The organism is Pseudomonas sp. Sample_16, from assembly GCF_004307665.1.
Classification (GTDB): Bacteria; Pseudomonadota; Gammaproteobacteria; order Pseudomonadales; family Pseudomonadaceae; genus Aquipseudomonas.
Window position 1 is genome coordinate 14499 of sequence record NZ_RCOB01000052.1, and the last position, 13137, is coordinate 27635.

10 protein-coding genes are annotated in these 13137 nt (G+C 60.9%); all 10 read right to left on the reverse strand.

The genetic code is table 11. The features are described from left to right. Positions 1-100 precede the first annotated feature (100 nt). Positions 101-721, reverse strand: a complete 621-nt coding sequence (locus tag D8U69_RS07030) for a TetR/AcrR family transcriptional regulator (RefSeq protein ID WP_130906989.1) — start codon at positions 719-721, stop codon at positions 101-103. A gap of 60 nt (positions 722-781) precedes the next feature. Beyond that, a complete protein-coding gene (gene phaC / locus D8U69_RS07035) occupies positions 782-2464 on the reverse strand; it encodes a class II poly(R)-hydroxyalkanoic acid synthase (protein WP_056852251.1) in 1683 nt (560 codons plus the stop codon). 114 nt (positions 2465-2578) lie between these two features. Continuing rightward, the gene (gene phaZ / locus D8U69_RS07040; RefSeq protein ID WP_056852252.1) at positions 2579-3433 is read right to left on the reverse strand and encodes a poly(3-hydroxyalkanoate) depolymerase; all 855 of its coding nucleotides are present in this window, start codon (positions 3431-3433) and stop codon (positions 2579-2581) included. A gap of 141 nt (positions 3434-3574) precedes the next feature. Beyond that, on the reverse strand, positions 3575-5254 hold the full coding sequence (phaC, locus tag D8U69_RS07045; protein WP_130903897.1) for a class II poly(R)-hydroxyalkanoic acid synthase: 1680 nt from the start codon (positions 5252-5254) through the stop codon (positions 3575-3577). Positions 5255-5515: 261 nt separating this feature from the next. Next, positions 5516-5887 (reverse strand): DUF971 domain-containing protein, encoded by a 372-nt coding sequence (locus D8U69_RS07050; protein WP_056852254.1) that lies wholly within the window; start codon positions 5885-5887, stop codon positions 5516-5518. 119 nt (positions 5888-6006) lie between these two features. Next, complete coding sequence (gene hslU, locus D8U69_RS07055; protein WP_056852255.1) at positions 6007-7344, reverse strand: HslU--HslV peptidase ATPase subunit; 1338 nt, start codon at positions 7342-7344, stop codon at positions 6007-6009. Positions 7345-7399: 55 nt separating this feature from the next. After that, positions 7400-7930, reverse strand: a complete 531-nt coding sequence (gene hslV / locus D8U69_RS07060; protein ID WP_007975582.1) for an ATP-dependent protease subunit HslV — start codon at positions 7928-7930, stop codon at positions 7400-7402. Between the two features lie 232 nt (positions 7931-8162). Continuing rightward, complete coding sequence (locus D8U69_RS07065) at positions 8163-8873, reverse strand: SPOR domain-containing protein (protein WP_056852256.1); 711 nt, start codon at positions 8871-8873, stop codon at positions 8163-8165. 1 nt (position 8874) lies between these two features. Next, positions 8875-10611, reverse strand: coding sequence for an arginine--tRNA ligase (argS, locus tag D8U69_RS07070; RefSeq protein ID WP_056852538.1), 1737 nt, complete (start codon positions 10609-10611; stop codon positions 8875-8877). A gap of 270 nt (positions 10612-10881) precedes the next feature. Then, positions 10882-13101, reverse strand: coding sequence for a primosomal protein N' (locus tag D8U69_RS07075; protein WP_056852257.1), 2220 nt, complete (start codon positions 13099-13101; stop codon positions 10882-10884). Positions 13102-13137: the final 36 nt, after the last annotated feature.

The window sequence follows — 13137 nt, forward strand, 5'->3', positions numbered from 1 at the left end:
GGGAACGATCACGCCCGATCTGCCAAGGTCGGGCGTTTTTGTTTGTGCACGGTTTTATGCGTTCCCTGCAGACGCCGAGCTTGCTCGATGCCTAAAGAGGCTAGTCGTGTTCTTCCAGATACTGCATCGCCATCTGCTCGGTCGCAGCTTTCATCGATGGCAGCAGGTGAGGCGCCACCAGCATCATGATCTGGTACACCACCAGACGTACTTCCCCCGCTCGATCAAGAATCCGCTGGTAGTCCAGTGAGAACAGCAGCGTCATGGTTATCTGCTCCACCAGTTGCCCCAGTGCCTGGGTATCGCTGACCAGCAGCCCTTGAGCTTGCAAGCGCGCCAGCAATGAAGCCAGCGTGCGTTTGAGCCCGTTTAGCAGGTTGCGAATGCCTTTGGCCAGTTTCGGCAGGCGTCCTGCCAGATTCGACAGGTCCTGGAACAGAAACCGGTAGTGAGCCAGGCGTTCGACGATCAGGTGCAGGAACAGCCAGTAATCTTCAGGGGCCAGCTCGACGTCCGCCGGTGGGTCGAGCAGCGGCGCCCATTCGGCCTGAAAGCGCTCGAACAGCCCGAGGATCAATGGCTCCTTGCCGTGGAAGTGGTAGTAGAGGTTGCCCGGGCTGATGCCCATTTCGTTGGCAACTTCCATGGTGGAAACGTTCGGTTCGCCCTTCTGATTGAACAACTGCAGGGCACATTCGAGGATGCGGTCGCGGGTTTTCATCCAGTCTTCTTAGTGTTCGGGTCCTGCCACGGCCGACATCGGCCGTGGTTCGTTTGAACGTCAGCGCACGCGCACGTAAGTACCGGGCGCCGCCTCCATCGGTGGATAGTTCTGGTTGCCGAGGGCCATGTGGGTTTCCTTTTGCGCACCCGAGCGTTGCTGTATCCAGGCCAGCCATTGCGTCCACCAACTGCCATCCACACGCTTGGCATCGTAATACCAGGCCCGTGGGTCGCTACTCAATTTGCCATTCTCGACGTAATTGGCTTTCGGGTTGCTCGGCGGGTTGAGGATGCTCTGCACATGGCCGCTGTTGGACAGGACGAAGCGACGTTCGCCACCCAGCAGTAACGTTGAGCGGTACACCGCATCCCACGGCGTGATGTGGTCGTTGATTCCGGCGACGCTGAAGCTGTCGACAGTGACCTTCTGCAAGTCGATCGGCGTGCCACACACTTCGAGACCGCCCGGATGGCTCAGCGGGTTGTGCTTGAAAAAGTCCAGCAGGTCACCATGCAGAGCCGCCGGCAGGCGCGTGTTGTCGTTGTTCCAGTAGAGGATGTCGAAGGCGGGCGGCTCCTTGCCCAGCAGGTAATTGTTGACGAAGTAACTCCAGATCAAATCGTTGGGGCGCATCCAGGCGAAGACCTTGGCCATGTCGCGGCCATCGAGCACGCCTTTTTGATAGGAGCGACGTTTGGCGGCTTCCAGGGTCTGTTCGTCGGCGAACAAGGTCGCCGGGGACTCCAGCTCGCTGTCGAGCAGGCTGACCAGGTAGGTTGCGCTGGAGACACGGCGCAGTTGGCGCTTGGCCTGCAGATGGCCTTGCAGGGCGGCGATGGTCAGTCCGCCGGCACAGGCACCCATCAGGTTGACCTCGCGGGCGCCGGTGATCGCGCGGCAGACGTTCATGGCCTCTTCGACCGCTTCAACGTAAGTCGACAGTCCCCATTCGCGATGGCGTACGTCCGGATTGCGCCAACTGATCATGAAGGTCTGCAAGCCATTCTTGAGCGCGAACTGGACGAAACTGTTGTGCGGGCTCAGATCGAAAATGTAGTACTTGTTGATTTGCGGCGGCACCACCAGCAGCGGTTTGGAGTACTGCTTTTCGCTCATCGGCTTGTACTGAATCAGCTCCAGCAATTCGTTGCGAAACACCACGGAGCCCGTCGTGGTGGCGACGGTCTTGCCGACTTCGAATGCCTGTTTGGTGACCTGCCGGGGCAGGCCGTCGTTGTGCAGCAGATCGTCAACCAGATGACTGATGCCGCGCACCAGGCTGTTGCCGCCGGTGTTGAAGATTTCCTTGATCGCCAGGGGATTGAGCAGGCTGTTGGATGGCGATACGGCATCGTTGAGCAGGGCGAAGGCAAAGTGCGCACGAGCACGATCATCAGGGCTCATGGTGCTTTGGTCGATCCAGCTTTTGACCTCTTTCTGCCAGCTCAGGTAGGCCTGCAGGCTGCGACGATAAAACGGATTGAGGCTCCATGCCGGGTCGGCGAATCGACTGTCGTGCGGATTGGTCGGGTGCAGGGTATCGCCCAACAACACTCGCCCTAGTTGCCCGCCCAGTTTCAAGGCATGCCGAGCCGTGTGTACCGGGTTGCGCAAGCCATGGACAGCAACACTGCGCAACGTCGAAATCAGATCCCGGCCGCGCAGACCGGTAATCGCACTCTGTGCGTTGATGAACACGGCGGGAGTGGGCAAAGACTCCCTCGCTGGTTTTTCACGCATCAGTCAACACTCCTTCGTCTTCAGGCCAAAAACAAACACACCGAACCAGAACACCATAGACGCTGTAGCGGGTTGTTGCGCGGCGCGGCATCCTGCCGACCGACAATGCGTCGGTTAACCGCCCAATGGCGCCGGATGCGGGTGCATCACGGCACGCTGCCGTTCTTCCTGGAGGAATTTCATGATGATCGGCGCCACCGCTTCGGCACGCGTGATCAGGAACAGGTGCCCGTCATCGATGATGTGCAACTGGGCATTGGGAATCCGCCAGGCCAGTAGACGCATGTTGACCAGAGGGATCAGCGGATCGTCGTCCCCCGCCAGCACCAGGGTCGGCTGATTGATCTTGTGCAGCCAGTGAATGCTGGTCCAGCCGAGCCCGGCGAACAGCTGCCAGTAGTAACCGAGCTTGCCCGCCGAACGCACTTTCGCCGCATGGCTGGCGGCCAGCGTCGGGTCGCGTCGGAACGCGCCGCCGTAGATCATCGGGGCAATGCGGATCACGTGAGACGGCTGGATGTAGCGTCGCGGGCTGGCCATCATCCACAGCACTTTTGGCTTGCCCGGCACCATCACCGCGCCTGCCGCCGTCGCCGCCAGCACCAGTTTCTTGCAGCGCTCCGGATAGTCATAAGCGAATTGCTGCGCAAGGGCACCGCCCCACGACACGCCGATCACGTTGACCTGACCATAGTCGAGATAATCGAGCATCCGCGCCGTCAGCTTGGCCAGGCCGGGAAAGCGATAAGGCCGGTTGGGCGTCGACGAACCACCGACACCGGGAACATCGAAAGCAATCACTTCCAGGTCCGGATCCAGCGCTGCCACAAACGGAAACACCAGCTCAAGGTTGGCGCCGATGCCATTGAAAATCAGCAAGGGCGTCAAATGAGGCTTGCCGGGACGTACCGCCGTGCGGAGGGTCTGACCATCCAGGTCGACGGTACGGAATATGAACGGTTGCGGCATGCTTCAAGCCCTGTGGGTGGATCGTTGTCCCTGACTCCCATTCCGTAGGAGCCGGCTTGCTGGCGATTGAATCTGCGCGGTGTACATGATGCACCGCGGTGCTCGCATCGCCAGCAAGCCGGCTCCTACAGGTCTGTGCGTCTAGCGTTCGTGTACATACGTGCCCGGTGCAGCTTCGCCCGCCGGATACGCCTTGTTGCCGAGTTTCGTCGGGGCCTTTTTCAGTTCGCCGGAACGCTGGGCCTGCCAGGCCTGCCAATGCAGCCACCAGGAATCGGTGTGTTTGGTGGCATTCTCTTGCCATTCATCTGCAGTGCTCGCCATTTCGGTGCTGGTCATATAGCGGGATTTCGGATTGCCCGGCGGGTTCAGGATGCTCTGGATATGCCCGCTGCTGGACAGTACGAATTCAACGTTGCCACCGAACAGTTGCGCCGACTTGTAGCAGGACTTCCACGGGGTGATGTGGTCGTTGGTGCCGGCCAGGCAAAAAATGTCGGCCGTCACTTGCTTGAGGTCAATAGCGGTGCCGCACACTTCCAGTGCATTCGGACGAATCAATGGATTGTTTTTGAACATCTCGATCAGGTCGCCGTGGAACGCTGCGGGCAACCGCGTGGTGTCGTTGTTCCAGAACAGGATGTCGAAGACCGGAGGCTCATTGCCCAGCAAGTAGTTATTGACCCAGTAATTCCAGATCAAGTCGTTGGGACGCATCCAGGCGAAGACTTTCGCCATGTCACGGCCTTCCAGCACGCCGGCCTGGTAGGAGTGGCGCTTGGCGGCTTCGAGCGTCTGTTCGTTGACGAACAGGGCGACGTCGCTGTCCAGGGTCGTATCAAGCACGCTGACCAGCAAGGTGAGGGCATTGACTTTGTTCTCGCCGATCGCGGCGTAATGACCCAGCAGCGCGGTGCAAGTGATGCCACCGGAGCAGGCGCCGAGCATGTTCACGTCCTTGCTGCCGGTGATTGCAGTGACGACGTCAACCGCTTCCTTGAGCGCATCGATATAGGTCGTCAGGCCCCATTCGCGCTGTTCCTTGGTCGGATTGCGCCAGCTGACGATGAAAGTCTGCACGTTGCTGCGAAGGCAGAATCGCGCCAGGCTCTTGTCCGGGCTCAGGTCGAAAACGTAGAACTTGTTGATTTGCGGCGGCACCACCAGCAGTGGCCGTTCGTAGACCTGCTCGGTGATCGGCCTGTATTGGATCAGCTCCAGCACGTCGTTGCGGAACACCACCGCGCCTTCGGTCACACCCAGGCTCTTGCCGACCTCGAACGCACCCATGTTGACCTGGCTCGGCATCCCGCCGTTGTGCACCATGTCCTTGGCCAGATGCGAGAGACCGTCGAGCAGGCTCTTGCCGCCGGTTTCGAAGAAGCGTTTGACCGCGGCCGGGTTGGCCGCGCTGTTGGTCGGGGCCATGGCTTCGGTCATGAGGTTAATCACGAAGTGCCCGCGAGCTGCATCGCTGGCCGGGAGGTTGCTTTCGTCAATCCAGTCGTGGAGTTCCTTGCGCCACGCCAGGTAAGTTTGCAGATAACGTTTGTAGAGCGGGTTCTGGCTCCAGGCCGGATCAGTGAAGCGACGGTCATCGCTGTTCGGTTGCAGTTCGGATTTACCGAACAGCACGTTCTTGAGTTCAAGACCGAAATGCGCAACGTGTTTCGCGCTGTGCACCGGTTGCTTGATGGCCTGCCTGAGCACCATTCGAGCAGAAGCCAGTAGATCCTTTCCACGCAGCCCAACGACAGGATTCAGTCCCAAGGTGTTTTCCGAGGCCTGATACTTCAAGTCATCGTTATTCTTGTTACTCATCTACGACGCTCCATTGTCCTGAGACGAGTACCCGGGGCCTCGCTGTGCAGTCACACAGCCAATGCCAGGTACTACTGCTCGGGGTGACCGTTAATACTGCATCGCTGCTTTTTGTTCGCAGAGAACACTGCAGGGAACTTGCCAGCTCCATTGGTTACCCGAGTTTAATTTTTTTCGCAAGCAGGCCAATCACCGGCGCTGAAGCGGAGCATTCAAACAGATGAAATTAGAAAATGCCCTCTAAAGAGCAAGAGGCTCAGGCTAGAGCATCAGCTTGACGACAGATTCGTTGGGGTCGCGGGTTTTTCCGGCGGCTTTGAGCTCTGCGAGATAATCTTCCCAGAGTGCGTCATGACGTCGCCCCAGCTCGTAAAGATATTCCCAAGTGAACAGGCCGCTGTCGTGGCCGTCGTCGAAGGTCAGTTTCAGTGCGTACTGACCGGCCGGTTCTACCTTGCTCAGTCCTACGTTGATCTTGCCAAATTGCAGGATGGGTTTGCCGTGGCCCTGGACCTCGGCGGAAGGCGAGTGCACGCGCAGGAATTCCGCGGGAAGGGTGTATTCCTCGCCAGACGCATATTTGAGCGTCAGGGTTTTCGAGGCTTTGTGCAGTTTGATGTCGGTGGGGATCATGACCGGGTATCCGTCTGTAGGCGTATGGTCAGCCACCTGTAGGAGCACGGCTTGCCGGCGATGGCGATTTCAAATGCGCCATCGCCAGCAAGCTGTGCTCCTACAAGGGGTCGCATGGCTTACAGGATATAACGGGACAGGTCTTCGTTCTGCGCCAATTCACCGAGGTGGCTGTTGACGTAGTCAGCGTCGATCTGGATGACCTTGCCGTCGTGGCTGCTGGCCAGGTCGCCGGCACTGAACGATACCTCTTCCAGCAGGCGCTCGAGCAGCGTGTGCAGGCGACGGGCACCGATGTTTTCGGTTTTCTCGTTGACCTGCCAGGCGATCTCGGCGATGCGCTTGATGCCGCTCGGCTGGAACTCGATGCCCAGGCCCTCGGTTTTCAGCAGTGCGCAATATTGCTCGGTGAGCGAAGCGTGCGGCTCGCTGAGGATGCGCTCGAAATCTTCCGGCGACAGCGCCTTGAGTTCGACGCGAATCGGCAGGCGACCTTGCAGCTCGGGCACCAGGTCGCTCGGCTTGCTCAGGTGGAAGGCGCCGGAGGCAATGAACAGGATGTGGTCGGTCTTGACCATGCCCAGCTTGGTGTTGACGGTGCAGCCTTCGATCAGCGGCAGCAGGTCGCGCTGCACGCCTTCGCGGGACACGTCGACGCCACCGGAATTGCCGCGCTTGGCGACCTTGTCGATTTCGTCGATGAACACGATGCCGTGCTGCTCGACCGCTTCCAGGGCCTTGGCCTTCAATTCCTCATCGTTGACCAGGCGGCTGGCTTCTTCGTCGCGCACCAGTTTCAGCGCTTCTTTGACCTTGAGCTTGCGGGACTTCTTTTTGCCCTTGCCCATGTTGGCGAACAGGCTTTGCAGCTGGTTGGTCATTTCTTCCATGCCCGGCGGCGTGGCGATCTCGATGCCGGCCATTTCGGCGACTTCGATTTCGATCTCCTTGTCATCCAGCTGACCTTCGCGCAGGCGTTTGCGGAACAGTTGGCGGGTGTTGGAATCGGCTGTCGGGGTGTCGTCGTTGCTGAAGCCCATGCGCGCCGGCGGCAGCAGGGCGTCGAGGATGCGCTCTTCGGCGGCGTCTTCGGCGCGGTGGCGAACCTTGACGATTTCCTGCTCGCGCAAGAGCTTGATGGCCGCATCGGCAAGGTCACGAATGATCGACTCGACATCACGGCCAACGTAGCCGACTTCGGTGAACTTGGTCGCTTCGACCTTGATGAACGGAGCATTGGCCAACTTGGCCAGGCGCCGGGCGATCTCGGTTTTACCGACACCGGTCGGGCCGATCATCAGGATGTTCTTCGGCGTTACTTCGACGCGCAGCTCTTCGGGCAGCTGCATCCGGCGCCAGCGATTGCGCAGGGCAATGGCGACGGCGCGCTTGGCATCGTCCTGGCCGATGATATGGCGATTGAGTTCGTGGACGATTTCACGGGGAGTCATGGACATAGTATTTAGCGGACCTCAAGCAAGAATGAGCCGTGGCGCGATGGCCTGCACGGGCTTACTCGGCGCAGTCCTGCTCCTCAATGGTCTGGGTGTGGTTGGTGAATACACAGATGTCGCCGGCGATGCCGAGAGCGGTCTCGACGATTTCCCGGGCCGACAGATCGGTTTTTTTCAGCAGCGCGCTGGCGGCTGCCTGAGCGTAGGCGCCGCCGGAGCCCATGGCGATCAAACCGTCTTCGGGTTCAACCACGTCACCGTTGCCGGTGATGATCAGGGACGCGTCTTTGTTGGCGACGGCGAGCATGGCTTCGAGGCGGCTCAAGGAACGGTCGGTACGCCATTCTTTGGCGAGCTCGACAGCGGCGCGGACCAGATGGCCCTGGTGTTTTTCCAGCTGGCCTTCGAAGCGTTCGAAGAGGGTAAAGGCGTCAGCGGTGGCACCGGCAAAACCGGCGATGACCTGGCCGTGGTACAGGCGACGAACTTTTTTCGCGTTGCCTTTCATCACGGTGTTGCCAAGCGAAACCTGGCCGTCGCCGCCCATGACGACTTTGCCGTGGCGGCGAACTGAAACGATGGTGGTCAAGGGAAGAGTCTCCACGCAGCGGGGCGAAAATGCCTTATGCCCCTTCATATGGGGGTGGTGGAGTGGATTTCAACTGCGGGACGGGAGAGGGGACGAGCGGTGTTTAGCGTGATCGTTCCCACGCTCTGCGTGGGAATGCAGCCCGGGACGCTCTGCGTCCCTCCCGGCGCTGGAACGCGGAGCGTCCCTTGAGGCGTTCCCACGCAGAGCGTGGGAACGATCGAACACGGCGTTAGCGGCTCTGGCGTTGTTGTAACAGCAGGTTGCTGAACCCGGCGCCGGCCAGTTGTTTCTGTGCAGTGGTCAGTTGTTCGCGATTGCTGAACGGTCCGACCAGTACCCGGTACCAGGTTTCGTCTTTCACCGTTCCCGATTCCACCGCCACCGCCTGGCCGAGCAGGATGATCTGCGCCCGAACCTTGTCCGCATCAGTCTCCTTGCGGAACGAACCGGCCTGCAGGAAGAACTTGGTTACCGGCGCGGCCTTGGTGACAGGTGGCGCGGGTGGCGGCGTAATGCCGGCCAGGGCTGCCTGGGCGCGGGCGGTGTCGATCTTCGCCGCTTCGGCCGGGGTCACCGGCGTGGTCGGAATGGCTGGCACTTGTGGCGTCGGCAGGGTTTTCTCCGGCACGGCATCCGGCGGCACGATGACTTCCGATTCCGGCAGCAGGGTGTAGAAGTCGTATTTCGGCTTTACCGGTTGCGTCGGGCTCGGCGGAGTCTTGTTGGCCTCGGCAATCTTGCTGGCTTTCTGCTGTTGCTCGACCTTCTCGCGCTTGACCGTATCGCTGCCTTTGCCCGGCTCCAGTTTCATCAGGAACACGATGAATGCACCGACCGTCAGGCCGATGGCCATCCACAGCCAACCCGGGATCGGTTGCTTCGCTGGAGCTTGGTAACGGCTGGCGCCACGTTTGGGTGCAGGTTTTTTCTTGGCAGCCAACTTACATGCGCTCCAGTGTTTCCAGGCCCAAGAGTTCCAGGCCTTGCTTGAGAGTGCGACCGGTCAGCGCGGCGAGGCGCAGACGGCTCTGCATTTGTGCCGGGGTGTCGGCGGCGAGGATCGGGCAGTTCTCGTAGAAGCTGGAGAACAGGCCGGCGACGTCGTACAGGTAGGTGCAGAGGATGTGCGGCGTGCCTTTTTCAGCCACATTGTTCAGGATCTCGCCGAACTGCGCGAGTTTCGCTGCCAACTCATGTTCGTGGGCCGCTTCGAGCACGATCTGGCCTTCGACTTCGCTGAAGTCCTTGCCGAGTTTGCGGAACACACCGGCCACGCGGGTGTAGGCGTACAGCAAGTACGGCGCGGTGTTGCCTTCGAAGTTGAGCATCAGGTCGAAGTTGAAGCTGTAGTCGCTGGTGCGATGCTTGGACAGGTCGGCGTATTTCACCGCACCGATGCCCACCACCTTGGCGATGTTGCGCAACTCGGCTTCGGCCAGCTCGGGGTTCTTGTCTTTCACCAGGGTGTAGGCGCGTTCCTGGGCTTCGGTCAGCAGGTCGATCAGCTTGACGGTGCCACCGTCTCGGGTCTTGAACGGACGGCCATCGGCGCCGTTCATGGTGCCGAAGCCCATGTGTTCCATCTCCATCGGATGGGTCACGAAGCCGGCCTTGCGCGCCACGGCGAACACTTGCTGGAAGTGCAGGGCCTGACGCTGGTCGACGAAGTACAGCGCGCGATCAGCCTTGAGTGTGCCGCTGCGGTAGCGCACGGCCGCCAGGTCGGTGGTGGCGTAGAGGTAGCCGCCGTCGGCCTTGACGATGATCACCGGCAGCGGGTCGCCATCGGCATTCTTGAACTCGTCAAGGAACACGCATTGCGCGCCGTTGCTCTCGACCAGCATGCCGGCGGCCTTGAGGTCGTTGACCACGTTGATCAGGTCGTCGTTGTAGGCGCTTTCGCCCATGACGTCGGCCATGGTCAGTTTGACGTTGAGCAGCTCGTAGATTTTCTGGCAGTGCGACAGCGAGATGTCCTTGAACTTGGTCCACAGCGCCAGGCAGTCGGCGTCACCAGCCTGCAACTTGACCACCAGGCCGCGGGCGCGGTCGGCGAACTCTGCGGATTCGTCGAAGCGTTGCTTGGCGGCGCGGTAGAAGTTCTCCAGGTCCGACAGCTCGTCGCTGGTGATCGGGTTTTCCTGCAGGTACGCCATCAGCATGCCGAACTGGGTGCCCCAGTCGCCGACGTGGTTCTGACGGATCACGGTGTCGCCCAGGAACTCCAATACGCGAGCCACGCCATCGCCGATGATGGTCGAGCGCAAGTGGCCGACGTGCATCTCTTTGGCCAGGTTCGGTGCCGACAGGTCGACAACGGTGCGCTGCAGCGGGCCAGCCTTGCGCACGCCGATATTGCCATCGGCCAGGGCCGCGTCGAGGCGTGAGGCCAGGGCATCGGTGTTCTGGAAGAAATTCAGGAAGCCGGGACCGGCGATTTCGGTCTTGCTGACGTTTTCGTCGGCCGGCAGCGCAGCGATGATTTTTTCCGCCAGGTCGCGCGGTTTCATGCCCGCCGGTTTGGCCAGCATCATGGCGATGTTGCTGGCGAAATCGCCGTTTTTCTTGTCGCGCGAGTTTTCCACCTGGATCGCCGGCGACAGGCCTTCAGGCAACACACCTTCGTTGACGAGTTGGGTGATGGCTTGTTGGATCAGCTGGCGAATGGTGTCTTTCATGGTCTTCTCTTTCGACCGCTGGCGCGGCGGGCGCATCATGCGCTGGTGGAAAAACTGGGCATTATCCGTTGCCGGAGCAGGCTTGCCAACCATTGTAGGTTCATTGCGGACTTACGGCAGACGATTAACCTGTGGCGAGGGAGCTTGCTCCCGGTGGGGCGCGGAGCGGCCCTGAATTCAGGCCCCGCGGTCTCACTGAACGGCTCGAGGTGCCATATTTACGACTGCTTTGCAGTCGAGCGGGAGCAAGCTCCCTCGCCACAGTTGCCATCAATACAAATCGACTGGATCAACATCCAGAGACCAGCGCACCGCACGCCCACTCGGCATCTGCTCCAGTACCAGCAACCAACTGGCCAGCAATCGATGCAGCGGCGCCCGGGCGGTCGCCTGCAACAGCAACTGCGCGCGATACCGCCCTGCCCGGCGCTCCATCGGCGCTGGCACCGGGCCCAGCAGCTCGATGCCGGTCAGGTTCTGTTCGATCAGCAGGCGCTCGGCCTCGCTGCACGCCTCATCGAGAAAGCCTTCCGCTTGCCCTGGTTTATGCGCTTCGGCGCGCAGCAACGCCAGGTGCGCAAACGGCGGCAAGCCCGCTGCGCGGCGTTCGCTCAAGGCTTGTTCGGCAAAGGCGAAATAGCCCTGTTCGGTCAGTTGGATCAACAACGGATGGTCAGCAAGATGCGTCTGGATGATCACCTTGCCCGGTTCTTCGGCACGGCCTGCGCGGCCCGCGACCTGAACAATCAATTGCGCCATGCGTTCACTGGCACGGAAGTCGCCGGAGAACAGCCCGCCGTCGGCGTCGAGAATCGACACCAGCGTCACTCGCGGAAAGTGATGACCTTTGGCAAGCATTTGCGTGCCGATCAAAATGCACGGTTGGCCTTTCTGGATGGTCGCGAACAACTGGTTCATCGCGTCCTTTCGTGAGGTACTGTCGCGGTCGACCCGCAGGACCGGATAGTCCGGAAACAGGATCGCCAGACGCTCTTCAGCCCGTTCGGTGCCGGCACCCACCGGGCGCAAGTCGACCTTGTTGCATTTAGGGCATTGGCGGGGTACGCGTTCGACATAGCCGCAATGGTGGCAACGCAGTTCGCCGTAACGCTGGTGCACGGTCATGCGTGCGTCGCAGCGCTGGCATTCGGACATCCAGCCGCAGTCATGGCAAAGCAGGGTCGGCGCAAAGCCTCGGCGATTGAGGAACACCAGCACCTGCTGACCGGCAGCCAGGGTCTGGCCGATGGCTTGTTGCATCGGTCCGGAAATGCCGCTGTCCAGCGGACGACTCTTCACATCCAGGCGCAGGAAGCGCGGTTGCTTGGCACCGCCAGCGCGTTCATTCAGTCGCAGCAAGCCGTAGCGACCGGTATAGGCGTTGTGCAGGCTTTCCAGAGAGGGCGTGGCCGAGCCGAGCACGATCGGGATGTTTTCCTGCCGTGCCCGCACCAATGCCAGGTCGCGGGCATGGTAGCGCAGGCCTTCCTGCTGTTTATAGGAGCCGTCATGCTCCTCGTCGATGATGATCAGCCCCGGATTTTTCATCGGTGTGAACAGCGCCGAGCGGGTGCCGATAATAATGTCGGCTTCGCCATCTCGGGCGGCCAGCCAGGCCTCAAGGCGTTCGCGGTCGTTGACCGCCGAGTGGATCAGCGCGATGCGCGCATTGAAGCGCTGCTCGAATCGCGCCAGGGTTTGCGGACCGAGATTGATTTCCGGGATCAGCACTAACGCTTGCTTGCCGGCCTCAAGGGTCTCGCGGATCAGCTGCAAGTAGACTTCGGTCTTGCCGCTGCCGGTGACACCGGCCAGCAGAAAAGCGTGATAACTGTCGAACCCGGCGCGGATCGCTTCGTACGCTGCACGCTGTTCCGCGTTGAGCGGCAATTCGGGCTGGGCCAGCCAGTGTTCATGGCGGACACCAGGCGCGTGGCGGCGGATTTCAACTTGCACCAGATCCTTGGCCAGCAGCAAATCCAGGCTGTCTTTGCTCAGCATCAGCTTGCTCAGCAACTGGTGAGCGACGCCATGGGGGTGCTGCGCCAGTGTCGCCAAAGCTTCACGCTGGCGCGGGGCGCGGGCGATACGCGGGTCATCGAGACTCGCACCCGGCGCGGCAGACCAGAAGCGTTCCTGCCGCGCTTCGGCCAGTTCGCCCTGGCGCAGCAATACGGGCAAGGCCCAGCTCAAGGTATCGCCGAGGCTGTGCTGGTAATACTGGGAGGTCCACAGGCACAACTTGAATAACGCCGGGGGAAGTGGTGGTGTGGCGTCGAGCAAGGCCAGCGCGGGCTTGAGTTTTTCCGCTGGCACTTCGCTGGTGTCGGTGACTTCCACCAGGATCCCGATCATCTCGCGACGGCCAAATGGCACTCGCAGGCGCATGCCGGGGTGCAACTGTTCGCGCCGAACGCCGGCCGGAGCGCGGTAGTCGAACAGGCGGCGCAGCGGCGAAGGCAGGGCGAGGCGCAGAATGGCGTCGGGCACGCGTTTTCTCGATGTAGGGGTGAAGTAGCAGGCCGC

Coding starts and splice junctions, on each gene's coding strand:
- D8U69_RS07030 (WP_130906989.1), bottom strand. CDS start 721: ATGAAAACCCGCGACCGCATCCTCGAATGTGCCCTGCAGTTGTTCAAT.
- phaC (WP_056852251.1), bottom strand. CDS start 2,464: ATGCGTGAAAAACCAGCGAGGGAGTCTTTGCCCACTCCCGCCGTGTTC.
- phaZ (WP_056852252.1), bottom strand. CDS start 3,433: ATGCCGCAACCGTTCATATTCCGTACCGTCGACCTGGATGGTCAGACC.
- phaC (WP_130903897.1), bottom strand. CDS start 5,254: ATGAGTAACAAGAATAACGATGACTTGAAGTATCAGGCCTCGGAAAAC.
- D8U69_RS07050 (WP_056852254.1), bottom strand. CDS start 5,887: ATGATCCCCACCGACATCAAACTGCACAAAGCCTCGAAAACCCTGACG.
- hslU (WP_056852255.1), bottom strand. CDS start 7,344: ATGTCCATGACTCCCCGTGAAATCGTCCACGAACTCAATCGCCATATC.
- argS (WP_056852538.1), bottom strand. CDS start 10,611: ATGAAAGACACCATTCGCCAGCTGATCCAACAAGCCATCACCCAACTC.